Annotated in this window: 23 protein-coding genes, 1 tRNA gene, 1 pseudogene and 1 other annotated feature; of the genes and pseudogenes, 9 read left to right on the plus strand and 16 right to left on the minus strand. The window is 66.4% G+C overall.

Going from position 1 to position 24,583, the window contains the following annotated elements; translation table 11 throughout:
* Positions 1 to 195: 195 nt before the first annotated feature.
* Positions 196 to 271, plus strand: a tRNA-Thr gene (locus ACTJKY_RS09010).
* A 434-nt stretch (positions 272 to 705) separates the two neighbouring features.
* On the opposite strand, the gene ACTJKY_RS09015 is transcribed toward ACTJKY_RS09010, so the two are convergent.
* Positions 706 to 2,337: a Na+/H+ antiporter gene (locus ACTJKY_RS09015; protein WP_440846313.1), complete on the minus strand. Its 1,632-nt coding sequence runs from the start codon at positions 2,335 to 2,337 to the stop codon at positions 706 to 708.
* Between the two features lie 416 nt (positions 2,338 to 2,753).
* On the opposite strand from ACTJKY_RS09015, the gene ACTJKY_RS09020 reads away from it, so the two are divergent.
* Entirely contained in the window at positions 2,754 to 2,936 is a 183-nt protein-coding gene (locus tag ACTJKY_RS09020; protein ID WP_440845546.1) for a CsbD family protein, read from the plus strand.
* 121 nt (positions 2,937 to 3,057) lie between these two features.
* On the plus strand, positions 3,058 to 4,569 hold the full coding sequence (locus ACTJKY_RS09025) for a sensor histidine kinase (protein WP_440845547.1): 1,512 nt from the start codon (positions 3,058 to 3,060) through the stop codon (positions 4,567 to 4,569).
* Here the strand turns inward: ACTJKY_RS09025 and ACTJKY_RS09030 are convergent.
* The 11 genes and pseudogenes from ACTJKY_RS09030 to ACTJKY_RS09080 form a co-directional block, all read right to left on the minus strand.
* Entirely contained in the window at positions 4,559 to 4,945 is a 387-nt protein-coding gene (locus ACTJKY_RS09030) for a response regulator (RefSeq protein WP_440846315.1), read from the minus strand. The two genes, ACTJKY_RS09025 and ACTJKY_RS09030, sit on opposite strands and share 11 nt — an antisense overlap.
* Positions 4,946 to 5,082: 137 nt before the next feature.
* Positions 5,083 to 5,256 carry a hypothetical protein gene (locus ACTJKY_RS09035; RefSeq protein ID WP_440846343.1) on the minus strand — a complete coding sequence of 58 codons (174 nt, stop codon included), beginning with the start codon at positions 5,254 to 5,256 and terminating at the stop codon, positions 5,083 to 5,085.
* Positions 5,257 to 5,401: 145 nt separating this feature from the next.
* Positions 5,402 to 5,740 (minus strand): annotated as a pseudogene (locus ACTJKY_RS09040) (hypothetical protein); the annotation flags it as partial.
* On the minus strand, positions 5,655 to 6,467 hold the full coding sequence (locus ACTJKY_RS09045; protein ID WP_440845549.1) for a molybdopterin-dependent oxidoreductase: 813 nt from the start codon (positions 6,465 to 6,467) through the stop codon (positions 5,655 to 5,657). The gene ACTJKY_RS09045 and the pseudogene ACTJKY_RS09040, both read right to left, overlap by 86 nt.
* Positions 6,404 to 6,904, minus strand: coding sequence for a molybdopterin-dependent oxidoreductase (locus ACTJKY_RS09050; RefSeq protein ID WP_440845550.1), 501 nt, complete (start codon positions 6,902 to 6,904; stop codon positions 6,404 to 6,406). Before ACTJKY_RS09050 ends, ACTJKY_RS09045 begins: the two co-directional genes overlap by 64 nt.
* 15 nt (positions 6,905 to 6,919) lie before the next feature.
* A complete protein-coding gene (locus ACTJKY_RS09055) occupies positions 6,920 to 8,035 on the minus strand; it encodes an LLM class flavin-dependent oxidoreductase (RefSeq protein WP_440845551.1) in 1,116 nt (371 codons plus the stop codon).
* Positions 8,036 to 8,074: 39 nt separating this feature from the next.
* On the minus strand, positions 8,075 to 8,920 hold the full coding sequence (locus ACTJKY_RS09060) for a nitroreductase family protein (protein ID WP_440845553.1): 846 nt from the start codon (positions 8,918 to 8,920) through the stop codon (positions 8,075 to 8,077).
* The gene (locus tag ACTJKY_RS09065) at positions 8,913 to 9,683 is read right to left on the minus strand and encodes an ABC transporter ATP-binding protein (RefSeq protein WP_440845554.1); all 771 of its coding nucleotides are present in this window, start codon (positions 9,681 to 9,683) and stop codon (positions 8,913 to 8,915) included. The genes ACTJKY_RS09060 and ACTJKY_RS09065 overlap by 8 nt, the downstream gene beginning before the upstream one ends.
* Positions 9,680 to 10,414, minus strand: coding sequence for an ABC transporter permease (locus tag ACTJKY_RS09070; protein ID WP_440845555.1), 735 nt, complete (start codon positions 10,412 to 10,414; stop codon positions 9,680 to 9,682). The genes ACTJKY_RS09065 and ACTJKY_RS09070 overlap by 4 nt, the downstream gene beginning before the upstream one ends.
* 131 nt (positions 10,415 to 10,545) lie before the next feature.
* Positions 10,546 to 11,640, minus strand: a complete 1,095-nt coding sequence (locus ACTJKY_RS09075; protein ID WP_440845556.1) for an ABC transporter substrate-binding protein — start codon at positions 11,638 to 11,640, stop codon at positions 10,546 to 10,548.
* Positions 11,640 to 12,416 carry an aldo/keto reductase gene (locus ACTJKY_RS09080; protein WP_440845557.1) on the minus strand — a complete coding sequence of 259 codons (777 nt, stop codon included), beginning with the start codon at positions 12,414 to 12,416 and terminating at the stop codon, positions 11,640 to 11,642. The genes ACTJKY_RS09075 and ACTJKY_RS09080 overlap by 1 nt, the downstream gene beginning before the upstream one ends.
* Here ACTJKY_RS09080 and ACTJKY_RS09085 point away from each other — a divergent pair.
* Positions 12,408 to 13,679: a TonB-dependent receptor domain-containing protein gene (locus ACTJKY_RS09085; protein WP_440845559.1), complete on the plus strand. Its 1,272-nt coding sequence runs from the start codon at positions 12,408 to 12,410 to the stop codon at positions 13,677 to 13,679. The two genes, ACTJKY_RS09080 and ACTJKY_RS09085, sit on opposite strands and share 9 nt — an antisense overlap.
* Positions 13,680 to 14,011: 332 nt before the next feature.
* Here the strand turns inward: ACTJKY_RS09085 and ACTJKY_RS09090 are convergent, their stop codons facing one another.
* Entirely contained in the window at positions 14,012 to 14,749 is a 738-nt protein-coding gene (locus ACTJKY_RS09090) for a DUF72 domain-containing protein (protein WP_440845560.1), read from the minus strand.
* Positions 14,750 to 14,843: 94 nt separating this feature from the next.
* Here ACTJKY_RS09090 and xth point away from each other — a divergent pair, with 94 nt between their 5' ends.
* The gene (gene xth, locus ACTJKY_RS09095) at positions 14,844 to 15,626 is read left to right on the plus strand and encodes an exodeoxyribonuclease III (protein ID WP_440845561.1); all 783 of its coding nucleotides are present in this window, start codon (positions 14,844 to 14,846) and stop codon (positions 15,624 to 15,626) included.
* 24 nt (positions 15,627 to 15,650) lie between these two features.
* Here xth and ACTJKY_RS09100 read toward each other — a convergent pair whose 3' ends face one another.
* The gene (locus ACTJKY_RS09100; RefSeq protein ID WP_440845563.1) at positions 15,651 to 15,872 is read right to left on the minus strand and encodes a hypothetical protein; all 222 of its coding nucleotides are present in this window, start codon (positions 15,870 to 15,872) and stop codon (positions 15,651 to 15,653) included.
* A gap of 202 nt (positions 15,873 to 16,074) precedes the next feature.
* Entirely contained in the window at positions 16,075 to 16,371 is a 297-nt protein-coding gene (locus tag ACTJKY_RS09105; protein ID WP_440845564.1) for a hypothetical protein, read from the minus strand.
* A 568-nt stretch (positions 16,372 to 16,939) separates the two neighbouring features.
* Here ACTJKY_RS09105 and ACTJKY_RS09110 point away from each other — a divergent pair.
* Both ACTJKY_RS09110 and ACTJKY_RS09115 read left to right on the plus strand, forming a co-directional pair.
* A complete protein-coding gene (locus ACTJKY_RS09110) occupies positions 16,940 to 17,605 on the plus strand; it encodes an HAD family hydrolase (RefSeq protein WP_440845565.1) in 666 nt (221 codons plus the stop codon).
* Positions 17,606 to 17,687: 82 nt separating this feature from the next.
* Entirely contained in the window at positions 17,688 to 18,068 is a 381-nt protein-coding gene (locus tag ACTJKY_RS09115; RefSeq protein WP_440845566.1) for a response regulator, read from the plus strand.
* A 95-nt stretch (positions 18,069 to 18,163) separates the two neighbouring features.
* Positions 18,164 to 18,279, plus strand: a sequence feature (AL1L pseudoknot).
* A gap of 212 nt (positions 18,280 to 18,491) precedes the next feature.
* Here ACTJKY_RS09115 and ACTJKY_RS09120 read toward each other — a convergent pair.
* Entirely contained in the window at positions 18,492 to 19,517 is a 1,026-nt protein-coding gene (locus ACTJKY_RS09120) for an ATP-dependent DNA ligase (protein ID WP_440845568.1), read from the minus strand.
* A 925-nt stretch (positions 19,518 to 20,442) separates the two neighbouring features.
* Between ACTJKY_RS09120 and ACTJKY_RS09125 the strand changes: the two genes are divergently transcribed.
* Entirely contained in the window at positions 20,443 to 22,932 is a 2,490-nt protein-coding gene (locus ACTJKY_RS09125) for a glycoside hydrolase family 9 protein (RefSeq protein WP_440845569.1), read from the plus strand.
* 111 nt (positions 22,933 to 23,043) lie between these two features.
* Positions 23,044 to 24,570, plus strand: a complete 1,527-nt coding sequence (locus ACTJKY_RS09130; protein ID WP_440845571.1) for a sialate O-acetylesterase — start codon at positions 23,044 to 23,046, stop codon at positions 24,568 to 24,570.
* Positions 24,571 to 24,583 lie beyond the last annotated feature (13 nt).

Raw genomic sequence — 24,583 nt, forward strand, 5'->3', positions numbered from 1 at the left:
TCCACTGCGGGCAAGGGCCCGAAAACGCTGATCCGGCGCCTTGTGCAGGGTCCATGGTAAATGCTGCGTAAAAGCCGGATCAGGAAAAGCCGCGGGCTGAAGAAAGTTGGCGGCAATGCAAGGAGGTGCTTGCATGCGCCGAAAACGGCTGGTAAGCGCGCCCTCCTCCGGGCAAACCAGCGCCCGGCACCGGGCGCCGCTTTAGCTCAGCTGGTAGAGCATCGCATTCGTAATGCGGGGGTCACAGGTTCGAGTCCTGTAAGCGGCACCAGTACGTCCAGTGAACATCGCTATAAAATCTCGGAAAACTGAGGGAAATGGGCCGAACGCGGTCCCATGCTTTCTCATTATTCCGCTGTGGGCGGCCCTTCAAAAGGGTCCACGAATCATGGGCCACAAACGCTTCGGGAGCCGTCGCCCCATGCTTGCCGTGGTCCAGATTCGAGCGCTTCCGCCGGCACCCCGACCCTTCAAGAATCGATGTGGGTGGGCTCTGGCTGCTCGTTCTATCGGGAACCTAGCGTTTTCTTCATCCCGCATCTGCATTCGACCTTGCGGCCGATCTCCGATGACAGATTGGATGTCGCGCTTCGGCGCCGCGTTCAAAGATGACGAGATGGCCAGCCGCGGCGTTCGTGGCATGGCGACACGCTGCTGAAGGAGTCGTATAGCAAGGAGGTGGGATCCCCTCCTGATGGACTCACGCTAGCGGTAGCGAATTTCCAGTAGATCCAACTCCCGGATGAGCTTCTGCGCTACCGCACTTCCGATCTCTCGCTCCCGGGCGAGACGGAAAATCGTATCGCGTTCGGCCTTGAGGCCGGCAAGGCGGAGGTCTCGGTCGATCTTGGTATACACCTGCATCTGGCTCTGGAGCCCGCCGTCCTGTGCCCGGCTGTCGATGCGTTCGCGATAAAGATCCATGATGCGCGTGCCGGCGACCGCGTAGACATCCACGTCCTTGCGCCCTTTGCCGAGGCGATGCTGGGTATTTTCGACGGCCTTGATCGCGGCATGCGCGGCGGCGACGCGTGCTCGGTCCTCTTCGGCCTGGCGCGACGGTTCGGCCGGCATATCGAGGCCGCGCAGCAGGAGCGGGAGACCGATGCTGGCCACGACGAGCGACGTGATGATGACGCCCGCGGCCAGGAAAATCGCAAGATCGCGCGCCGGGAAGGCGGTACCATCGCTCAGGGTAAGCGGGATGGTGAGAACGCCGGCCAGCGTAATCGCACCGCGGACCCCGGCAACCGACATGGCTGCGATCAGCCGCCACTCGGGCCGCCGATACGCCACGTCGCCCTTGGCGCGCAGCAGGGTCAGTCGGAACGATACCCATACCCAGGCGAAGCGGAGCGCTGCCAGCGCCGCCATGATCGAGAAGACGTAGATGCCGAGCCACCACGGGTCGGTATGGCCGGTGATCCGCACGGTTTGCTCGGCAGCGGCGACGATGCCGGGCAATTGTTCGCCGAGCAGCACGAAAATGATGCCGTTCAACGAAAACTGGATCGTGTCCCACACCGAGTTGCGCCGCATGCGGGTCGCCGGCAGCGCCTGGCGCGAGATCTCGGCGAAGGTCATCGTCACGCCGGCAGCAACGGCCGCCAGGATGCCCGAGCAGTGGAGATGTTCGGCGAGGATATAGGCAGCGAACGGGATCAGAAGGCTGATCAGGATCTGGGAGCCGGTATCCTCGCCGAAGCGCTGCGATATCCAGGCCTTGGCCCTGGTTACCCCGAGCGTCACGGCGGCGCCGACCGCGAGACCGCCGGCCGCGAGCCACAGAAAGGACAGGCTCGCCGCGCCGGCCGAGAAGCTGCCGGTCAGCGCCGCTGCGACCGCGAAGCGCAGGCACACCAGGCCGGATGCGTCGTTGAGCAGCGATTCCCCTTCCAGGATGTGCATCATGCGGCGAGGAATGGGCACGCGCGCGGCAATGGCGGAAACCGCGATCGGGTCCGTCGGCGAGACCACGGCCGCCAATGCAAAGCAGACGGCGAGCGGCATGGCCGGGATCATCCAGTCGATGAAGAAGCCGACACCCACCACCGTCAGAAGCACCAGGCCGAGCGCCAGTTCGAACACCGTCGAAACGTCCTTGAGCAACTCGTCCTTGGGAATGCGCCAGCCGTCGAGGAAGAGCAGCGGCGGCAGGAACAGCAGCAGGAACAGTTCTGGATCGAGCGCAACCCGAAGATCGGCGATCGAGCCGATGATCGCCCCCAGCGCGATCTGCACCAGCGGCGTCGGAAGTGCCCAAGGCAACATGCGCGAGATCGCGCTGCTGGCTACGACAGCCACCAGCAAAATGAGGACAATCGAAACTGCTTCCAATGGCTGCTCCAGGTGCATGGTTACCCGTCTCCTCGGGTCCTTGGCCGGGACGCGCAAGGCTGAATCGAACATGCGCAAGATGCGCTCCGGGAACCGGGTTGGCCGATAAGCCGGTTTTCGGGTCCGACCGGATCAAGTTCGGCGATGCGCAATGGTCGCCGCGGCGGGCCGCTACCGGGCAACCTCCATGGGGTGGCCAAAAGCGCGCGTGCAAACGGCGCGGGCATGGCATCGGCCCATCAGGTGAAGTACGGCCCCCCGTCGGCGCATGTGGCGCAGCCGAAGCGGCCGGGGAGCCATTTGTGATCAGCGGACCCCGCGAGTCACGAGAAGCATGCACCCGCTCCGAGGAACCTGACCTATGTCAGTCCGTTGATTGTATGCTATTTTGGCTAGATATCCTGAAAGGAACCACCGTGGGCGAACTCACCGACAAGATCAACGCCGCCGGCAACAAGATCGTTGGCAACGTCAAGGAAGCGATCGGCAAGGCGACCGACAACGAAAAGCTGGTCGCCGAAGGCGAGGCGCAGCAGCTGAAGGGCACGGCACAGGACGTAAAGGGTAGCGTCAAGGGCGCTCTGGGCGACGATATCTGAAGTATTCTCACAGACGCATGCCGCTGCGCATTCCTGCAGCGGCATGCGTCCGAGGCTGTTCGGCAGCAAAACCACGCCCTTGCTCTATCGGTTGTGAGATTTGGAAGAGATTGTTCCGCGAATGACCGACACCCTCGAGGGTAATTTCTGCCAGGATGAGGCCGTGCGGGCCGCGGCAATCCGGAGTTTCGGATTGGCGGATCTGATCGGCAGTGCCGAACTGACCCGGATTACCGATTTCGCGTCGACATTGTGTGAGGCGCCTATCGCGCTGGTCAGCATCGTCGAAGGCGAGCGGCAGTGGTTTCCGGTACGAACCGGGTTGGAGGTTGCAGAGACGCCGCGCGAGACGTCCTTCTGCGCACATGCGATGCGCGGCAAGGATGTCATGGTCGTACCCGACGCGACGCAAGACTCGCGTTTCCACGAGAACCCGCTGGTGACGGGAGAGCCGCGCATCCGCTTCTACGCTGGCGCGCCCCTGGCGTCGGAGGAAGGGGTACAGCTCGGCGCGCTGTGCGTCATCGACCGCGCGCCGCGCGCGGGCTTGACCGATATGCAGCATGAGGGTCTGCGCGTCCTGGCTGCGAACATCATGGCATTGCTCGGCGCCCGACGCGCTACACGCCGCACCGACCGCGAACTGGAGGAGCGGGAAGCAAAATTCCGCATCCTGGCGGACGCGATGCCGCAGATGGTCTGGTCGACGCGGCCGGACGGATTCCACGATTATTACAATGCGCAGTGGTATGCGTTTACGGGTGTGCCGTCCGGCTCCACCGACGGGGAAGGATGGAACGGCATGTTCCATCCGGACGACCAGTCCAAGGCCTGGTCCGCGTGGCGAAACTCGCTCGAGACCGGCAAGCCCTACGAAATCGAATATCGGCTGAGGCATGCCGATGGCGTCTATCGATGGGTGCTCGGCCGGGCGCTGCCCATCCGCGATCGGGATGGCGCGGTCACGCGATGGTTCGGGACGTGTACCGATATCCACGACCAGAAGATGATCCAGGTACAGCGCGAGATCGTCGCGCACGAGTTGAGCCATCGCATCAAGAATATCTTCTCGGTGATCAGCGGCTTGATCAGCTTCTCGACCCGGCATCATCCTGAGCTGGCCGAGGTTGCGAACGATCTGCGTGAGCGCATCCTGGCGCTGGGTCGCGCACATGATTTCGTGCGCCCCCACAGCGAAGCGTCGAAGCCGAGCGCCGTGCAGGACAGCCTGACGGCCATGCTGAGGGATTTGTTGGAAGCCTATGCGGGCCGCATCACGATCCTGGGCGATGACGCGATCATCGACGACCGCTCCGCCACGCCGCTGGCGCTTCTATTCCACGAGCTTGCGACCAATGCAGCCAAATATGGCTCGCTCTCGTCGCGCGACGGCGAGGTTCAGATCAAGATCGCTGCCGATGGCACCCACGTCTATCTCGAGTGGCACGAGCACGGCGGGCCTCCCATCGCAGTGCCCTCGCAGGAAGGCTTCGGCACCAAGCTGATCGAGCTGAGCGCCGTCCGGCAGCTGGGCGGACAGATCGAGCGGGATTGGTCCGTGGGAGGCTTGCGGCTGCACCTCGCGCTGCCGGCATCCGCGCTGAACCGCGTGCCGCCGCCCCCTACAGCCTGATGATATCCTGATGCGCGACGGGCATTGGTTCCAACTCCGCTGCGATCGCCGCCGCTGATAGTATCGCATCTTCGGAGAAAGGCTTGCGGATACAGCCAATCGCTGTCGGCGCAGGGTTCACGATCTGGCTCGGGTTGGCCGTGACGTAGACAATCCGCACACCGAAGCGTTCCGCCAGCTGCTGCGCCAGGTCCGGTCCGGTTGGGCCATCCCGGAGGTTCAGGTCGACAAAGGCCACTTCCGCTGCCGCCGCTGCAGCGAGCGCTTCCGGTTTATCGGCGGCAGTGCCGACCACCGTATAGCCGGCATCCTGCAGTATCCGTTCTATCTCCATGGCAATGAAGATTTCGTCCTCGACGATCAGCACCGACTTCATATTGCAAACCTCACCCGGGACACAATGCCAAGGAGGCCCCCGCGTTCCCCAATTTCTGCGGTTCATCCGTTTCCTTCGGTGAATAGATGCGCGTTTGATCAAATGGTTGATCCGCAGCATGCCGGCCGCGTCAGGCTTCAATTTCCACGCACCGCTCGAACTAGCGTCCCGTCGAAGCCTTTGTCTTCGAGGCTGGCGAACCCCTTGCGGTTCGGCATGCGAACGCGCGGAAGAGACGCTGCATCGAGCCTGGCATCGGCCTTCACGACGCCGTCCACCGACAGCAGATAGGCAACGACGCCATAGATCATCGCGCAGCGACTGCGGCGCGTTGAGCGGCATGGCCCAGCGGATATAGTCGAACAGCGGCGGTGCGTAGGGCCAGTAGCTCGCAACCGTCCGCACCGGCTTCGCCGAGCTGAGCGAGCCGACCCCGCCGGTCAGCCGATCGGCGAGGCCGCCCCGGCCCGTGGCGCCGTGGCAGGCCGCGCATTTCGCGTCGAACGTGGCGCGTCCGGCTGCAACCGAACCGGAACCGGGCGGAAGGCCGGTTCCGTCCGCAAGCACCGTAAGGTCCATTCGCTGCACCACCTCGGCGGGAGCGGTGCGGCCGAGCCTTGGGCCAGCCTCGACGGTGCGATCACGGACAACCAGGAACACCACCAGCAGAACGGCAACGGCAGCTATGCCGCCTATGAGCAACCTGCGCCTACGCATAGACATGGGCGACCTTGCCGTCCCCACCGATGCTCCAAGCCTGGATCGCATTGCTGTGATAGCCTTGTCCGGGCGCATATTTACCCAGCCAGTCGGCGCGACGGGGCTGTACCGCACCGGTTTCATCGGTGGCCCGGCTCATCAGCACGGCCGGCGCCCCGCTCCATCGCCAGCGCATGCGAAATGCGGTCAGCGCCTGGGGCAGCACCGGCGGGTCCAGCATCGCTTCCGCCCAGCTGGCACCGCCGTCGGCGGAGATTTCGACTTTGCGGATGCGGCCCCTGCCGGACCAGGCGAGGCCGTCAATCTCGTGATAGCCGGGGCGCTGCAGATCCAGCCCGAAGGAAGGTCGCAGCAGGATCGATTTCACGCCCATCCGCAGCGAGAACATCTCGGCTTTGCCGCCGACGAGAAGATCGGTGTATTTCGAAGTCTCCTCGCGCGACAAGGCGGGCGCTGCCAGCAGCTTGAGCCGCCGCAGCCATTTGACCGAGGCATTGCCCTCGATGCCGGGAAGTAGCAGCCGCACCGGGAAGCCTTGCGCCGGCCGCAGCGGCTCGCCGTTCTGGAACAACGCGATCATCGCGTCGTCGAGGCAAAGCGACAGCGGCACGCTGCGCGTCATTGCCGCCGCATCGGCGCCCTCTGCCTGCACCCACCGCACGCCCAGGGCGATCCCGGCTTCGTCGAGGAGGGTGGAGAGCCGAACGCCGGACCATTCCGCACCTGAGACCAGCCCGTTCAGCTGCCCGGCGCTCGCCTGTGCGGGGCCGGCGCCGCCAGCGTTCCGCTGTTGCCCGAGCATTCCAGGAACAACGTGCGTGTGTAGCGGGGGTAGCGCAGCAGATCCTCGTAGCGGAACAGCAGCGGCTGGCGCACCAATCCGTGCACCAGAAGCTCGTGCTGCGCCGGGTCGATCTCCGGGATGCCGTTGTGGTGCCGTTGAAAGTGGAGACCGTTCGGCGTTCGGACTCCGTGCAACTGCTCTAGCGGCGTGCGGGACGATCCCGTGCCCGGAAACGGCAGGTCCGGCACGATCCGCCGGGCCGGCTTGCCGGGCGTCCCTCCGCCGGAGAGTGGCGCACCCGGCCGCAGCATGGCGGCGGGGGACCAGGCGCCCAACGCGACGCGCACCCCGCACGCGAGGCCGGCGACCGCCAGCCCGCCGCCAAGCAGCAGCGCGCGACGGTGAAGCAGGCCACCGCCTGCAACCTGCTCCCATCCTTCGGATCGATCGGTCATCGGCGTTCGAGTGCGTCAGGCGACTGCATCGGCCCGGAGTGGCTCCGTCGACATCCTAACGGGCACCTCGCGCAGCAGCGGCAGCAGCTGGTCGCCTTGGCGGCGGATCTCCGAGAGATAGGGCGTGTCGGACAGGACGAATTGGGTGATGCCGAGATCGCGGTACTTGCGCAGCGAACGGGCCACGTCCTCGGCCGATCCTACCAGCCAGGTGGTCCCTGCGCCGCCACCGCCATAGCGGCCGGGGGCAGTGTAGAGATTGTCGTCGAGCACTTCGCCGCGCGCATGCAGGTCGAGCAGCCGCTGCTGGCCGACCGCGGGGCTGCGGCGATGCTGGTCGACCTGCGCCTGCTTCGCCGCCATTTCATCCACCTTCGCCTCGGCATCGGCCCAGGCCCGCTCGGTGGTGTCGCGTACCAGCGTGGTGATGCGGAGACCGAATTCGAGCGGCGGCAGATCGCGGTCGAGGTCGCGGCTCAGCCGTTTCAGTCGCGCGATCCGCTCCGCCACGCCGTCCAGCGGCTCGCCCCAGAAGAGTTGGACGTCCGCCTCGGTCGCCGCGACCCGCTCGGCAGCCTCGGACGCACCGCCAAAATAGAGCCGCGGGTGTAGCCGGTCGCCGCGGGGCGGGATGCGGGGCACCACCGTCGATCCGGCGACCTGGAAATGCTCGCTCTCGAAGGTGACCTCGGTCTCGGTCCAAAGCCGCCGCACCAGCCGCATGAAGTCCTTGGTGCGCGCATAGCGATGCGCCTGGTCGCCTTTGCTGTCGCCATAGGCGGCGAGATTGTCCTGGCCGGACACGATGTTGATGCGCACCCGCCCGCCGCTCAGCGCGTCCAGCGTCGCCGCCGCCGAGGCGAAATTGGCCGGGCGCCAATAGCCGGGGCGGATCGCGATCAGCGGCTCGAAGGTCTTGGTGCGCGCGGTGAGCGCAGCGGCGACGGTGAAGGTGTCGGGCCGCCCCCAGCCGGTGCCGATCAGCGCGCCGTCCCAGCCATGGTCTTCGAGGGCGAGGGCATGGCTGGTCAGGGTTTCCAGGCTGGCGGGCTCCGGATCGCTGACGTCGCCGCGATGGCCACCCTCGACCTGATTGGGAATGTACCAGAGGAACTCGGTGGGGTTCGTCATAAAGGCTCCATTGCGATGGGTGGGGAAGGGGGGCGCCGGCTAGTCGAGCCGGAAGCCGAGGCCGTGCAGGACGGCGCGAAGGGCATCGCGCCCGGCGATTGAGTCAGCACCGCGGACGCGCTGGGTCGCCTGGTCGCTCCAGTCGCGTTCGGGCATCTGCTGCTCGCGCTGGAAGCTGCGGAGACGGCGGTCATAGGCGGCGATCGCGGGCGGGCTGGCCGCCGCGCCATAGCGCTCGCGGAAGAGCACGGCGTCCTGCGGCAGGCGCGGCTTGACCGCGGCGGGCGCTTCGGGATCGGCATAGCCGACGGTCAGCCCGAACAGCGTGAAGCTTTGGGGCGGCAGGCCGAGTTCAGCTGCGACTTCGGTCGGCTTGTTGCGGATGCCGCCGATATAGCAGCTGCCGAGCCCGATCGATTCCAGCGCCACCACGGCATTCTGCGCCGCGAGCGAGGTGTCGACCGCGCCGAGCAGGAAGCTCTCGAGGAAGTGGAGCGCGTTCGCCGGGGTTCCCACGGTTTCGCCGATGCTGGTCAGCCGGTGATGGTCGACGATCCAGAGCAGGAATAGCGGGGCGTCGAGGATCTGCTTCTGGTTCCCCGCGAGCGCTGCAAGCCTGGCTTTGCGGGCCGGATCCTCGACGGCGATCACGCTCCAAGGCTGGAGATTGGACGAGCTTGCAGACGATTGGGCAGCGGCAACCAGCAGCTCCACCGTCCCGGCGGGAAGCGGATCGGGCAGATAGGCGCGGACCGAGCGGTGCGAGAGCAGGCCGTCGAGCGTCTCGTTCCAGAAGACGGGTGCCTCGCGGGGTTCGCGGTAGCGCTCGAACAGGCGCGCGGCCGGGACATCCGCCCAGTCGGCGGTCTCGATCAGGTCATCCATGGCGTTCTCCGAGCAACGGCAGCGGGATGGCGACGTCGGACGCGCCATCTTGGAATTCCTCGACGCCGAGCAGCCGGTGGAGCAGCGTGCGCAGCTCGGCGATGCGGGCGCGGCGGGCGATGCCGGTAGCAGGCAGGGCGACGGTGAGGTCGGCGGCCAGCCGGCCATCCTCGAGCAGGACGATGCGGTCGGCGAGCAGGATCGCCTCGTCGATGTCGTGGGTGACCAGCAGCACGGGGGGCTGGTGGACATCGACCAGCCGCCGCAGCAGCGTGTGCATCTGAACGCGGGTCAGCGCATCGAGCGCGCCGAACGGCTCGTCGGCGAGCAGCAGCTTGGGCTCGCGCACCAGCGCGCGGGCGAGGGCGACGCGTTGCTGCTCGCCGCCCGAAAGCTCGTGCGGCCAGGCGCTTTCGCGGCCGCCCAGGCCGACTTCGGCGAGCGCGGCGCGTCCGCGGTCGCGCCCGCCCGACACGCCGAGCAGCACATTGTCGAGTACCCGCATCCACGGCAGCAGCCGGGCGTCCTGGAAGATCACCGAGAGCCGCTCAGGCAGCCGGATTTCGCCTTCGCCCGCAGCCTCATGGTCGATCTGGGCGAGGGCACGGAGCAAGGTGCTTTTGCCCGAGCCGCTGCGGCCGAGCAGCGCGACGAACTCGCCCGGCGCAACGTCGAGGTCGATGCCGTTCAGCACGCCCTTGCTGGTGAAGGCCCGGGTAAGGCCGCGGACCTGCACGGCCAGGCTTTCCGCGCGCACGCTCACCGGCCGAGCGTCCGGCGCCAGCGCAGCAGGCGGCGTTCGAGCAGGCGGACCAGCGCGTCCGAGCCGAAGCCGAGCAGCGCATAGACGACGAGGCCGACCAGCATCACGTCGGTCTGCGCATAGTTGCGCGCAAGCGTGACCATATAGCCGATGCCGCTGGTGGCGTTGAGCTGCTCGACCACCACCAGCGCGAGCCAGGAGGAGGTGACCGCGAAGCGCAGGCCGGTGAGGAAGCCGGGCAGCGACCCGGGCACCACGACATGGCGGAGGAATTGCCAGCGACTGAGGCCGACCGTCTCCGCCAGCTCGACATGGCGCAGGTCGATCGCGCGCAGGGCGTTGTGGGTGTTGATGTAGATTGGCACGAACACGGCGACCGCGATCAGCGTGACCTTCATCGTCTCGCCGATGCCGAGCCACAGGATCATGAACGGGATCAGCGCTAGGATCGGCACGCCGCGTTTGATCTGCACCAGCCCGTCGATGACATAGCCGCCGAGCAGGGACAGGCCCGAGAGCAAGGCGAGGGTCGTTCCCGCCACCACGCCGAAGCCGAGCCCGGTCATCGCCCGCCAGGCGGAGATGCTGAGATGCTCCTGCAGCCGGCCTTCGCGGACCAGTTCGATGCCGGTGGTCACGGCAGTCCAGGGCGCCGGCAGGACCCGCGGGTCTAGCCAGCCGGTGGCAGACAGCAGCGACCAGTAGAAGAGCAGCAGCGCCGGCCCCAACATGCCGCCGTAGCGGGCGGGCGTGCCGGGGCTCAGCCTTTGCCTGGGTCGGGCCGGGCGGGCTTGGCCAGCGGGCGCAATGGCCGGAGCCCTTGGCGCCCTCGTCGGCACGTACAAGCGTTCCGCATAGGCGTTCATGGTGCAATTCCCTTCGCTGCTGCCGCCGCGCCGGCGATTCCCTCGAAGCGCCGGTCGAAAAGCGTCGCCGCGTCGAGGCGCGGGCGTTTGGTCTCGGGTGAGAGCGTGTCGATCGCCGCCTGCTCATAGGCGATGGCGCCATCCCATTTTTCGGGAATGGCGACATTGGCGGTGTAGTTGGCGAGCACGCGGGCATCGGCGAGCGGCAGGCCTCGCGTGCCGGCGTAGTAGCCGCGGGCAAGCGCCTCGGTATGGGTGTTGATCCACGCCTGGCCGCGGCCCCAATATTGGATGAAGATGCGCAGCGCCGCGGCCTTGCCGGGATCCGCGAGCACCTTTTCCGGCACGTAGAGGTTGCCGCCGTCGTCGCGGAAGGGCGGGTGCTGGAGCAGATGCGCGCCCTTGCCACCATAATCCCGCACATAGCGCTGGGCGACCAGATCATTGCGGATCGGCGCCGCGTCGATCGCACCGGAGGCGAGCGCGTTGGTATATACGTCGCCGCCGATGCTGGAGGGCAGCTCGACCAGCGTCACCTGGTCGCGCGGGATGCCGGCGGCTTTGAGCGTGTCGATGACGATCTGGCCCTGCACCTGGCTCGGGCTGAACGCGATGCGTTTGCCGCGCAGGTCGGCGAGCTTGGCGATGCCCGCCTTCGGCGCGATCCCGAAGACCCAGGCGTGGCGGCGGGTGCGATCGGCATATTCGCGGAAGGCGATGATGCGGACCGGGATGCCGGCCCAGACCGCATGGATCGGCGGAACGCTGGCGCCGAAGCCGACGTCGAGCACACCGGCATGGAAGGCCTCGGTCACGTCAGGGCCGCCGGTGACCTCCGCCCATTGGATGCGGAAGGGCAACTGCTTGTCCCAGCCATTATGCTCGAACACCCAGCGCGTTACCGGGTCGCCGACGCGCAGGACGACGCCCGGCGGCACGCGATCCGGTATCGGTGCGGCAAGCGCCGCGCGGGGTGCCGCCTCGGCCGCGCGCCGGACAGGCGCGAAGGCCAGCAACAGCGCGGAGGATGCCAGAACGACAACCGCCAGCGTGCCCGATCCCGTGGGCCAGCGAGGCGCCGTTCGCGCCATCAGGCCGGCACGGCGTCGGCGGGTACCGACTTCATCTGCTCGGCGGGATAGCGGTCCCCGACCGTGGCGCCATGCGGGAAGGCGGCTTCGAGTTCCTCGATCGTGCCTTCGTCGAGCTGGATCGCGCCCGCCGCCCAATTGTCCTCGAGATGGCGGATGTGCCGCGTGCCGGGGATCGGCACGACCTGCTTCGCCAGCACCCAGGCCAAGCTCACCTGGGCCGGGGAGACATGGAGCCGCTCGGCAACGTCCTCGATCGCCCGCCGCCGCCGGGTGTTCGCTGCGACGGCATCCGCCTGAAAGCGCGGGTGGATGTTGCGGCGGTCGTTTTCCTCCACCGGGCCGGCGCCGGCGAGGAAGCCGCGCCCGAGCGGGCTATAGGCGACGAAGGTGATGCCGAGGTCGCGCGCGGTGGGCAGGATCTCCGCCTCCACGCCGCGCGTCCACAGGGAATATTCGCTCTGCAGCGCGGCGATCGGCGTCACGGCATGGGCGGAGCGGAGTTGCTCGGCACTGACTTCGGACAGGCCGATCCCGCCGATCTTGCCCTCGTCCTGCAGTATGCGCAGCTCGCCGACCGATTGCTCCACCGGGATCTCGGGATCGACGCGGTGCAGATAATAGAGGTCGATACGCTCGACCTTGAGCCGGCCGAGGCTCGCCTCAACTGCCTCCCGCGCGGTGACGCGGCTGCCATCAATCGGCGCAGCCCGATCGAGTGGCAGGCCGGCGCGTTCCTCTATTATTCGAAGCTGCGTGACGATTATGTGGTCCACCAGTTCGGTGCGGACGTGATCCCCTGGTACAACGCCTATAACACGATCGCCGGCACGAGCTTCACACCGATCCCGCTGTCGTTCCGCTCGCAGCTGACCGGCGTGCAGATCATCGAGGACACCACGGTCAAGAACCGCACCGCCGCCGCCTATGGCCAGGCGACATGGCACCTCACCCGCAAGCTCGATCTCACCGGCGGCCTGCGCTACACCTATGATCGCAAGAACGGCTCCAGCCCGGTCGACGCCAGCCAGCTGCCGACGTCGCTTCCGGCGGGCATCACCAACGCCCAGTTGCTGGCCTTCTACAACGCGATCGACGCCGTACAGCGCAATCCCGGCGTCGCTTATGCCGTGCCCGGCTATCCGACGACGCCCGCCACCACCGGCTATGCGCTGAACCTGCGGACCTCGAACGACAACCTCTCCGGCACGGCGAGCCTTTCGTACAAGATTACGCCCGACGTCACCGCCTATGTGACCTATGCTACCGGGTTCCAGGCCGGCGGGCTCGATCTCAACAACCGGTCGCTCAACCCCACGGCACCGGCGATCCAGCCGACGACGACCAAGAACATCGAAGCCGGGATCAAGGCGGCGCTGTTCGACAAGCAGCTGACGTTTGCGCTCTCGGCCTATCAGGAGAAGCTCGACGGCTTTCAAACCTCGATTTCGTACACGTTGCCGGACGGCACGCCGCAGCGGGGCGCGACCAATGTCGGCGATATCCGCGCGCGGGGCGTCGAATGGAGCGTGGCGGCCAATCTCGGATCCGGCCTTCGGCTGACCTTCGACGGCAACTACAACGACGCGGTCTACACCCGCGCGCCCTCGCTGCCGGCGCCCGCCGAACTCAGCTATAACGGGATCGCCAATATCGACGCCAAGGGGCAGCGCGCGCCCTATTCGCCCAAATGGGCGCTCTCGGTCACGCCCTCCTGGGATGTTGCGATCAACGCCAAGACCGAATTCTACAGCTACGCCCAGCTCTCGCACACCACGGATTACGGCACCGGCGTGACGCAATCGATCTATACCCAGGTGCCCGCCCAGTCGAACCTCAACCTGCGCGCAGGGCTTCGTCTCGACAGCGGAAAATACGACATCTCGCTCTTCGCCGATAACGCCACGAACGAGCGGAACATCATCTCGCAGGCCCTGTTGGCGGCGCCGTCGGGGGCGGGGGTGACGGCCTATCTCGGGCGAACGGCCAATTACAACCACCCGGCCAGATATGGTGCGACGCTACGTGCCAAGATCTGAAGAACCGATACTGGATGCTTCTCGGCGAGTCATGAGCAGCCTAGCGAGGCACCTCGCGTCCCGGTCTCTTTTCCCCTTGCTGGGTTCGGTAATCTATTGGCCGAACACTGAACGGTCTTTCAAACACGAAGCCATCCTCGGCGCGGCTGGATACTCACCGCCGGCACGCGTGCGGAAGCCGTCCCATTTGGGCTCGCACTGCCAGCCCCCGTCCTCTGGCAGCTCGGCTACCAGGCGGGCTTCCATCGGTGAAAGATCCGGCACCGTCATGGGCTTTCCCGAAGCCTCGCGTGCAGTACGAACGCGCGGGGTATCCGTGCGTCAAGCAGCCGCTAGACCCCAGTCGCGTCGCCGTGCAGCAACTGGGAAAGGCGCAACGCGTCGCTCATGGCGGCAGACGAGGCGGTGTTGTCGAACATGCACCATAGCGTGCGATCTCCCTTGGCGTCTTCCGCCAGTGCCGCCGCGATGTCGTCGACGCGCGCAGCATAGGCCGATCGGTACATCACCGGCGATCCGTGCAACCGCCAGTAGGAGAGGCCGCGCCAGCCACCGGGCACCGCCGCTTCCGGCACCCGCGCCGGGTCGGCGGCGACCCGCGCCACCCGCAGGCTGGCGAGCAGCGCGTCGGCTTCCGGCGTGAACCAGCTCGGGTGTCGCGGTTCGCAGGTGATCGGCACGGCGGTCAGCGCCGATGCGGATTCGGCGAAGGCGGAAAGCACCCCGGGGTCGAAGACAAAGCTTGGCGGAAGCTGGAGGAGCAGCACCGCCAGCTTCTCGCCAAGTCCGCTTGCTTCTTCCAGGAACTGGCCCAGCCGCGCGTCCGCGTCGACAAGCCGCTGGTCATGGCTGATCGCCTTGGGGATCTTGGCAGCGAACCGGAATGTGTCCGGCACGCTCTCGCCCCAGCGCTGCCAGGTGGAGCGCCGGTGCGGGCGGTAGAAGGAGGAGTTCACCTCCACGCCGCGAAGCCGTGCGGCATAGCGTTGCAGCGCGCTGCCTTCGGCGGGGAAGGCGGGCCGGTCCGCTGCCGGGATCGCCCAGCCCGCCGTTCCGATCAGCGTTTCCATCGTATTCCTCCACGGCAGCGGGTCTGTGCTGTCTGATCGATTTCGGCCGGTGTTCGTTCCTGGACGCGGCGGGCAGCAAGGGAGCGCAGCGGCGGTGAAGATCGCGACGTACAATGTGAATGGGGTGAACGGCCGGCTGCCGGTGCTGCTCCGCTGGCTGGAGGAAGCAGCGCCCGACATCGTTTGCCTGCAGGAGCTGAAGGCGCCGCAGGAGAAATTCCCGGAAGGACCCATCCGCGATCTGGGCTATGATGTGCTGTGGCACGGCCAGAAGAGCTGGAACGGCGTCGCCCTGCTCAGCCGCGTGGGCACGATCCAGGAGACCCGGCGTGGTCTGCCAGACGACCCCGATCCTTCGCAGAGCCGCTATATCGAGGCGGCGGTGAACGGCATCCTCGTCGCGGGGCTCTACATGCCCAACGGCAACCCGCGGCCCGGGCCGAAATTCGACTATAAGCTGGCCTGGTTCGAGCGCCTGATCGATCACGTGGCAACGCTGGTGGAAAGCGGATTGCCGGTGGTGCTCGCCGGCGACTTCAACGTCATACCGACCGAGCGCGACGTCTACAAGCCGGAGCGATGGACCGACGACGCGCTGTTCGCGCCCGAGGTGCGGGCACTGTTCGCGCGGCTGCTCGCCCAGGGCTGGACGGATTCGCTGCGGTCGTTCCACCCGGATGCGACGATCTACACCTTCTGGGACTATTTCCGGAACGCCTATGGGCGGGACGCCGGGCTGCGCATCGATCACCTGCTGCTCAGCCCCCCGCTGGCCGATCGGCTGGTGCAGGCAGAGGTGGACCGGCATGTGCGCGGCTGGGAGAAGACGAGCGACCACGCGCCTACCTGGATCCGATTGCGCAGCGCGCCGGAATGAGCCTGCGGCCGGCCGTCAGCCTCGTCACTGCGGCGGATGGCGCCCCATCTTGCCGTCTGCCCAGCGCAGGAATGCCTCCATGTTCGGCGCATCGGTGTGGCCGCCGCGATGCTGGCGCCAGGCGAGCGCACCGTCCAGCAGATCGGTTTCGGGCGGCGGCAGCAGGGCGGTGCGATGGTCGTTACCGCGGCCGAGATCTTTGGCACCCAGCAGGGTCCATGCGCGGCCCGCGGCGATGGTCGCCATGTAGCTGCCCTGCTGATCCAGCCACTGGGCATCGCCGGCCGAGGGAATGCCGTAGCTGACGAACGCGAGCCGGGGGCGACCAGGGCCAGCAGTTCATGCGCATTTACGGGAATGTCGCCTGCCGTCTTGCGACCCAGCCGGCCCTTTTCGGTGCCATATTGCAGGAAATTGCCGGCCATCCAGTGATATTCGCCGACGATGGTCAGGTTCTCCACCTGCTCGCCGAAGTTGCGGCGGTGCGGCTTGACCCCACCTTCGCCGCCCGGATATCCACGGGGATGCCCGGTGCGGCCGGCTTGTCGACATGGCCGACAAGCTGCTGGGCGATAACCGGGCGGCCGGCAAAGAATTCGCGATCGACGGTGTCGACCCGCCATGCCACCGAAGGCACGGCGGCTGGCACGCGGCCATAGACTTCCCGCTCGAACAGCATGAGAAACTCCGGCCGCCGCTCGCGCAGCCACATCTCGGCGGTGGTGACCGGGCGACCATCCTGCATCTTCAGCAGCTCGGGCGAGTCCGATAGGGATCGGCCTTGGCGGGATCATAGTCGGCGGCGTTCGGCGCCGCAGGATCGCCGCTGCGCCGGGGCGAAGCTGCGTGATGCCCAGCTGGCGCATCATGTCCTGATGATCCTGCTGGGCGGACCACGGCTGCACGGCGGCGGAAAGGAACAGGCCCGCTAGCGCTACTCCGGCGATGCTTCCGATCCTCATCCCTGTCGCCTCACCGCAATGCGCGCCGTTGCGCGTCGGGATCGACTATCTTCGATGGGCATCTCCGGAGCAAGCTTCTGCACAGCGCCGCAAAGGTCGGCCGGAGCGCTCGCTCGGCGGAGCGCCATGCGCGAGAACGGTACGAAGCGGACCGGTCTGTCCATTCTGCGCCCGCCCCGCCGGCGCCAGCGCCTGCTCCCGGACCTTGCGCATGCCGGACGCGCTTTTGGCCGCGTGTGGCGCCGCGCCGGCGGTAAATGTCTCGGAACATCGGCCGATCCGGTGCGCTGGTCTGATCCGGGTGCCGCGACGCGCGTCACGCGAAATTCTCCTGTTAGCGCAAGGTGATGCATGCCGATCAAAGCCGTTCTTTTCGACATCGACGGCACTCTCGTCGATAGCAATGCGTACCATGTGGCTGCTTGGGAAGAGGCGTTTGCGTCGATCGGCCAGCGCTTCGATCGGGACGTGATCCATGACCAGATCGGCAAGGGCACCGATATGCTGGTTCCGGCGCTTCTCCCCGACATCGACGCCGAAGGCCAGGAGAGGCTCGGAAAGACGCAAGGGAAGGCGTTCAAGACGAAATTCCTGGACCGGATAGAGCCCTTCGCCGGTGCGCGGGACCTGCTGGTTCGGGTGCATGCGGCCGGGCAGCGCGTGGTGTTGGCCTCCTCGGCGTCGCAGGCAGAGCTGGACCATTATGTCGATTTGCTCGACGCGCGCGACATTCTTTCCGAGACGACCAGTGCCGACGATGTCGAGCGGACCAAACCGGCGCCCGACATATTTGCCACCGCGCTCGACAAGGTGGCGCCGCTCACGGCCGAGGAGGTGATCGTCGTGGGCGATACGCCGTACGATGTCGAAGCGGCGGCCAAGTGCGGCATTGCCGCGATCGGCCTGCGCTCCGGCAAGTTCACCGACGATGCCTTGATCGGTGCCGGGGCCGTGGCGCTGTACGATGACGTGGCGCACCTCCTGCTCGATTATGACCGTTCGCCCATCGCCCGTTGAATGGGACCGGCTGAAGCCTCGCCGCCAGCAAGGCTGAGGAACGTTTTTCCGGCCGGATGCATTACGCTTGTGGGAGACTCATATGACGCCCGACGAAGCGCACACTGTCCTTGTCGTAGAAGACGAAAACTTCGTGCGAATGATCGCCGCAGATGCGCTGGAAGAAAGCAGGTTTCGTGTCATCGAGGCACCCGATGCGATGACGGCGCTCGATCTGCTCGAGACCAATCTGGTGGCGGTCGTTTTTACCGACATCAACATGCCCGGTCCGATCGATGGTCTTGAGCTGGCCGATATCGTTGCCGTGCGGTACCCGCGGGTGAAGGTGATCATCACCTCCGGAAAGCAATGGCTAGAGCCGGTAGCCTTGCCAGACGAAAGTGTCTTCCTGCCCAAGCCGTACCGGCCCGCGCAGTTGACCGCCCTGGTCGGAAAACAGGCCGGGATGTCGGGCGGAGCCTGACGCCTGGTGGCGGCGGGTCATCCCGCTCGGGGGTGTCGTCCCACTCGAATGAGCACGGCGCATGACCAGGACCATTCTTGTCGTCGAAAGGCATCTGCATATTTCGCCCGGGCGGAGCTCGACTGCCGTTCCGGCGATGATGCGCCTGCTTCGACGATCATCGCGATGCCGATGAGGCCGAGCCGATCGGCCGCGTTCTGCCGATCGCCCATCGACCTGTTTGGAGCGTGTCCGTCGCCCGCTATACGGTCGCGCGGTTGATGCGCGAGACGGGCTTGGCAGGGTGGCCCGGGGCAAGCTGGAGCGCACGGCCAACAACGATGCCAGCAACCGCCGTAGCCTCCTCGCTTCAACGCCCGGGGGCGATGGCCCCCCGGAATCGACCATGATGCTCATGCAACCACGCAGATGGAGGCCGGGGCGTTACGCGCCGGGGCGCAAAATAGTCGATAATTCGCCGGGACGGGCCTCGCGGACCAGTTGCTCCATCCGGCATTGCGCGGGCGCCTTGTCGGGCCGCCAGCGCAGGAGCTTCGTGCCGTGGCGGAAGCGGTTGCCGGTCACCTGGTCGTACAGGACTTCCAGCACCAGTTCGGGTTGTAGCGGCACCCATGCGCTTTCGGCGCCGCCGTTCCACCGGCTGGGCTCGCCCGGCGCCTTGCCGGTGAAGCCCGGCGGCGCGATCAGCGGTTCCAGCTTGCGCAGAAGCGCGTGCCGCTCGGCCGCAGCGATGCCCGAGGTGAAGCCGACATGGTGCAGCAGCCGGGCATCGTCGTGGAGGCCCAGCAACAGTGATGCGACGCCGTCTCCCTCCTTGGTGCGACGGAAGCCGCCGACGACGCAATCGGCGGTGCGGTGCTGCTTCACCTTCAGCATCGCCCGCTCGCCGGGGCGATAGGGTTCGTCGAGCCGCTTGGCGACGACTCCGTCCAGCGCACCGCCGCCCTGCGCTAGCCAGGCATGCGCAATGTCCAGATCCTGGGTGCGGTGCGACAGCAACAGCTTTGGTTTGCCATGTGCCCGGTGGAAGGCTTCCAGCGCAGCGCGGCGCTCGTGCAGCGGCGCTTCGACGAACGGGCGGCCGTCGATGCCGAGGCAATCGAACAGCATCAGCTGCGCCGGGGTTTCCTGCGACAGGCGGCGAATCCGGCTCGGTGCGGGGTGGAGGCGGGCCTGGAGTGCGTCGAACGAGAGCACGTCACCGATCGGCAGGATCAACTCGCCGTCGAGGATGAACTCCGGGCAGTCTACGGCAGCGATGGTAGCGACGATCTCAGGGAAGTAGCGGCTGAGCGGCTTGCCTGACTTGGACAGCATCTCGACCGTATCGCCACGACGGAAAACCAGTGCCCGGAAGCCGTCCCATTTGGGCTCGAACTGCCAGCCAGGTTCTTCCGGCAGCGCATCGACCAGCTTGGCTTCCATGGGGGAAAGGTCGAGCGTGGCCATGATGCTCCCTTGGGAATGGTACGGAGACTGAACGCGCGGTGCTCCGCCAGGTTCAGGAGGGGGCGGCGGATGTGGAGCGTGTAGATGGCGGGCAGCAGAGATGGACTGTTGGCCGACAAGGGCAGCTCTGTTCCACAAACAGGCGAGCTGGCCTTCCCAATTGCGTATATGTCGAATTGCGCGATAGCAATAGTGTCAACTACGAGGTCGGGTTCTGGCGTTTGACCGACTGAGCTTCAGCGCTCGTCCGGCGCTTCCGTATCGCAGGAGGGCGAATGCTTGCGGCGCGAGCGGACGTTCAGCACGCCGACGGCTAAAATTAGAACTGGTCGATAGCTGCCGGAGCTCTTCATAAGTCGAGAGCTGCACAAGTGGTTTTCTACCAATACCAGACGAAAACGTGAAACCAATTGCCAGATGTTAGCGCTACCCTTAGCGTCGTTGAAAATGATAGTCCGGGAGAGGGTCGGCATGATTCGCGAATTGCTCACAAGCGGTGCCGACGAGCTTCAGCGTGCATGCTATGGCCCTCGTTACCCCGACGCCGTCGCAATGCTGGCCCCGACCTTGGCGGAAATCACCCTATGACGTCTATGAGCGTCCTAGGTCAGGTCGACGCCCCGCACCTTGGTACTGGCAAACGTTCGTGTTGAACTCCGAGCAGAGCGCGACGCCGCGGAACTTGGCAACTTGCCTACATTTGCCGCGGGATTGCGGTCGCCAGATCAGAGGCGCGAAGGGATGGTGGCCGGAGCCGCCCCGCAGATCGACAATCCGTGCTGGCTCGTGCTGATCCGCATGCTTGCCGACGACCGCCGCCACCCTGTTGGCCTCGACAGGATCGGTTTCTTGGCAGCGATAGCTTCCGCCGGGCTCAGCGCGCATTGCGCGAGTCACCGGCCAGGACAATCCACAGGAGAGATGCGTGCAACATAAGGTTCTGATCGCCTTGCTCACTTCGGCGGCAACTTGGGCTCCTTCGGGTATCGCCTTTGCCCAGTCGCTGACCGTCACCCCTGCGAATACGCTCGAGAAGCAGGGCCTCACGGTCATCGTGGACCAGAACCAGTTCAGTCCGATCTTCTTCGATGAGAAGAATGCCGGCATCCAGATCGTGCTGCACGGAAACCGCATCGCCACCGACGGCGCCGTGCGCCTAGACAAGACGCCCGAACAATGGGCGCCGGTCCCCGCCTTTGTGGACCGCACGCGCGGCACGGAGCCCAACCAGGTGGTGGTCCGCTCGACCTACAAGGACGTGAAGCTCGCCTATGCCGTCAAGGTCACCGCCGAGGGTGACGGCTTCCGCATCGCGGTCGATCTCGACCGTCCGCTTCCCGCAGCGTTGGTAGGCAAGGCGGGCTTCAACCTCGATTTCCTCCCGAGCGCCTATTTCGGCAAGACCTATCTGATGGACGCGGCGCCCGGGCTGTTCCCGCGCCACCCGACCGGTCCGATGGCGAGGGACGGGTCGGGTGACCCGCTGCCGCTGGCGTCGGGCGGCAAGTCGGTCACGCTGGCGCCCGAAGATCCGATGACGCGCGTCACCATCACCTCCGACCGGGGGCCGCTTGCACTCTACGATGCCCGTGCGCGCGCGCAGAATGGCTGGTTCGTCGTGCGATCGATGATCGCAGAAGGCGCCAAGGAGAATGCCGTCGTCTGGCATGTCCGCCCCAACGTCGTGAAGGACTGGGTGCGGCCGCCGGTCGTTTCGTTCAACCAGGCTGGCTATACGCCGAACCGGCCGAAGGTGGCGCTGATCGAGCTCGACCCGCACTTCACGGCACCGGCCGAGGCAGAACTGGTCCGGCTTACCGCCGATGGCCGTCAGGAGATGGTGTTGCGCGCGCGCACGCGGTCGCGCGGGCACTGGACGCGCTACGACTATGCGGCGTTCGACTTCTCGAGCGTGCGCGCGCCCGGCATCTACGCCATCCGCTATGCAGGCACCACGACCAACCCGTTCCGCATTGCGGCCGATGCCTATGCGCGGATCTGGCAGACCTCGCTCGACACGTTCATCGCCGAGCAGATGGATCATGTCGGCATTCGCGAGCAATATCGCGTCTGGTCCGCGCCGTCGCATCTCGACGACGCGCGCCAGGCGCCGCCGAACATCGTGCATTTCGACGGCTACAAGATGGGCGCGAACCTGGATTCCCCGTTCAAGGCCGGCGAGCACATCCCAGGCCTCGCGGTCGGCGGCTTTCAGGACGCGGGCGACTACGACATCCAGACGCCCGAAAACGCGTCCGTGGTGCGCGACCTTGTGTGGGCGCGCGAACTGTTCGGTCTGGATTGGGACGAGACGAGCGTCGACGAAGCGGCGCGCGCGGTGGAGATACGCAAGCCCGACGGCGTGGAGGATTCACTGCAGCAGATCCGGCACGGCGCGCTCCAACTGCTCGCGCAGTACAAGGTGTTCGGTCACGCCATCGTCGGGATCGTCGACCCGGCGCTGCGCCAATATGCCCATCTTGGGGATGCCGGCTCGCAGACCGATGGGCTGATCTTCGATCCGTCGCTCAAGCCGGCCGTGCGCAAGAACGGCGCATCGGGTGCGCAGGACGATCGCTGGGCGTTCACCACCGACCTCCCGGCCAACAACCTCTTCGTCGCGGCCGGGCTTGCTGGCGCGAGCCGCGCGCTGGCCGAGAGCGATCCGGCGATGGCAGCCGAAGCGCTCCGCGCCGCCAAGGCGCTTTGGGCCAAGCAGCAGCAAGGGGCCATTAAGGCCGGCGACGGCCGCGACGATTCGACGTCCCCGCGTTCGGCGGAAGGCGCCAACGTCACCGCCACGGTGGAACTGCTCATCACCACCAAGGGCGACAAGGTCTACGCCGACCGTCTCCGCGCGCTGCTGCCGTTCATTCGCGACCATTTCGAGTGGACCGCCGCCCCGGCGGTGCGCGCGGTCCCCTTCATGGATGCCGACTATCGCGCGCAACTCGTGCCGCTGGTCCGCGCGATGAAGGCAAAGGTCGATCAGGATCAGGCGAGCAACCCGTTCGGCGTGCCGATCGCCACCGGAACCTGGGCCGGCTCCAACCAGGTAGTTGCCTTCGGGTCGACGATGTACCTGCTGCACAAGGCGTTCCCGGAGCTGATCGGCACCAGCTACACCCTCGACGCGATCGACTATGTGCTGGGGCGGCACCCGGCTAACAACCTGTCCCTGGTTTCGACCGTCGGCACCGAGTCGAAGCTCATCGGCTATGGCCATAACCGCGCCGACTACAGCTTCATTCCAGGCGGCCTCGTCCCCGGGGTGCTGATCGTCAAACCCGATTTTCCGGAGGCGAAGACGGACTGGCCGTTCCTGTGGTTCGAGAACGAGTATACGGTCAGTACCACCTCCGCCTATATTCTCGCCGCCCGGGCCGCGATGGCCGCATCGGAGGAGGCAAACTAGACTGGGGGCCGTTCGCCGCGCCGCGATTCCGCTTGCGACGCGCCCTTGATTGCATGCTGCTACGCTACGGCACGCCGTCACGGCTGCCAGCCTGACGAGATCGGAAAATCGATGAAGAAGCGCCTATTCGCCGCCGTCCTGCTCGTTGCCGCTACCGCCTCCCCCGCGGCTGCGCAGCTCAAGCTGCCGCATCTCTTCAGCGACCACGCCGTCCTGCAGCGCGATCGACCGCTGCACGTCTGGGGTTGGGCACACGCCGGGGCCACCATTGTCGTCTCTCTGCACGGCCAGCGCGCAACGGCAGTCGGCGACCGGCTCGGCCGCTGGGAGGTCTGGCTGAAGCCGGAGGCGGCGGGCGGACCCTATGTCCTCACCGTCGATGGCGGCGCGACCGAGGGGCAGGCGCAGGTCCAGGATGTGATGCTCGGCGATGTGTGGTTCGCGTCGGGCCAGTCGAACATGGAGTTCCCGCTCAAAGGCTTCACAGGCGCGCCCTTGAACAACGGTGCGGCGGAGATCGCTGCGGCGACCAACCCCCGCGTTCGGCTTCTCCGCCTGGAGCACAAGAGCAGCACGACGCCGCTCCGCGACATTGATGCGACCTGGACGACGACCACCCCCGCCACCGCAACCGACTTCTCGGCGATCGGCTATTTCTTCGCGCGGGAAATCGCCGCTCGCGAGAAGGTGACGGTGGGCGTGATCGACTCCACCTGGGGTGGCACGCCCGCCGACAGCTGGGTTTCGACGGACGCTTTCGCCATCGACGCGACGCTCGCTCCAGCGATCGACGCGCGGGCCCGCTTCCAGCAGGACCAGACCGACGCCGATCTCGCACTCGCGGCCGAGGCGCGCGAGGACGCTGCTGTCCGCGCTGCCGGGGGCAAGCCTGCCGCACATGCGTGGCACCCGCCCGAAGAGGCGTATCGGCCGTCATCGCTCTACAACGCCATGGTCGCGCCCTTTACCGGCTACGGCATCAAGGGCGTGATCTGGTACCAGGGCGAAACCAACAGCAACGTCGCGCGCGCGCCTTATTATGCCGATCTGTTCCGGGGCCTGATCACCGACTGGAGACACGGCTTCGCACAAGGGAACTTCCCGTTCCTCTACGCGCAGATCTCGTCCTTCAACTCGCCCGCGGAAAACTGGGGTCTGGTACGCGACGCGCAGCGCCGCGCGCTGGGGCTGGTCAACACGGCAATGGTCGTCACGACCGACGTCGGCGATCCCGACAATGTGCATCCGGGCGACAAGCAGACGGTCGCCGCGCGGCTCGCGCTCGCGGCACGGGGGATCGCCTATGGCGAGCGCGTCGCCTATCAAGGGCCGCTGTTCCGCCAGGCAACCGGTGAAACGGGCGGGATGCGCATCTGGTTCGATCATGCCGCCGGCCTCACCAGCCGGGGTGCGCCCGTGCCGGGGTTCGAGATCGCCGGGCAGGACCGCAAGTTCGTCCCCGCAACCGCACGGATCGACGGCGAGACGGTGGTGGTGACCGGACCGGTGCCGCAGCCCCGCTATGTCCGCTACAATTGGAGCGGCGTCGTGCCCGGCAGCCTGTACAATGCCGCCGGCCTACCCATGTCCACCTTCACCTCCGAGGAGCGGATCCAGGGGCATCTCGCCTTTCCCTGAGCGGCTTGTCGCT

The sequence above is a fragment of the Sphingomonas sp. 22176 genome (assembly GCF_052045505.1).
In the GTDB taxonomy this organism is placed as follows: domain Bacteria; phylum Pseudomonadota; class Alphaproteobacteria; order Sphingomonadales; family Sphingomonadaceae; genus Sphingomonas.

Bases quoted from the DNA above. Each gene is read 5' to 3' on its own strand.
- ACTJKY_RS09025 (WP_440845547.1), top strand. From the start codon at position 3,058: ATGACCGACACCCTCGAGGGTAATTTCTGCCAGGATGAGGCCGTGCGG.
- ACTJKY_RS09030 (WP_440846315.1), bottom strand. From the start codon at position 4,945: ATGAAGTCGGTGCTGATCGTCGAGGACGAAATCTTCATTGCCATGGAG.
- ACTJKY_RS09035 (WP_440846343.1), bottom strand. From the start codon at position 5,256: ATGATCTATGGCGTCGTTGCCTATCTGCTGTCGGTGGACGGCGTCGTG.
- ACTJKY_RS09045 (WP_440845549.1), bottom strand. From the start codon at position 6,467: ATGCTCGGGCAACAGCGGAACGCTGGCGGCGCCGGCCCCGCACAGGCG.
- ACTJKY_RS09050 (WP_440845550.1), bottom strand. From the start codon at position 6,904: ATGACCGATCGATCCGAAGGATGGGAGCAGGTTGCAGGCGGTGGCCTG.
- ACTJKY_RS09055 (WP_440845551.1), bottom strand. From the start codon at position 8,035: ATGACGAACCCCACCGAGTTCCTCTGGTACATTCCCAATCAGGTCGAG.
- ACTJKY_RS09060 (WP_440845553.1), bottom strand. From the start codon at position 8,920: ATGGATGACCTGATCGAGACCGCCGACTGGGCGGATGTCCCGGCCGCG.
- ACTJKY_RS09070 (WP_440845555.1), bottom strand. From the start codon at position 10,414: ATGTTGGGGCCGGCGCTGCTGCTCTTCTACTGGTCGCTGCTGTCTGCC.
- ACTJKY_RS09075 (WP_440845556.1), bottom strand. From the start codon at position 11,640: ATGGCGCGAACGGCGCCTCGCTGGCCCACGGGATCGGGCACGCTGGCG.
- ACTJKY_RS09090 (WP_440845560.1), bottom strand. From the start codon at position 14,749: ATGGAAACGCTGATCGGAACGGCGGGCTGGGCGATCCCGGCAGCGGAC.
- ACTJKY_RS09100 (WP_440845563.1), bottom strand. From the start codon at position 15,872: ATGGCGACCATCGCCGCGGGCCGCGCATGGACCCTGCTGGGTGCCAAA.
- ACTJKY_RS09105 (WP_440845564.1), bottom strand. From the start codon at position 16,371: ATGCAGGATGGTCGCCCGGTCACCACCGCCGAGATGTGGCTGCGCGAG.
- ACTJKY_RS09110 (WP_440845565.1), top strand. From the start codon at position 16,940: ATGCCGATCAAAGCCGTTCTTTTCGACATCGACGGCACTCTCGTCGAT.
- ACTJKY_RS09115 (WP_440845566.1), top strand. From the start codon at position 17,688: ATGACGCCCGACGAAGCGCACACTGTCCTTGTCGTAGAAGACGAAAAC.
- ACTJKY_RS09120 (WP_440845568.1), bottom strand. From the start codon at position 19,517: ATGGCCACGCTCGACCTTTCCCCCATGGAAGCCAAGCTGGTCGATGCG.
- ACTJKY_RS09130 (WP_440845571.1), top strand. From the start codon at position 23,044: ATGAAGAAGCGCCTATTCGCCGCCGTCCTGCTCGTTGCCGCTACCGCC.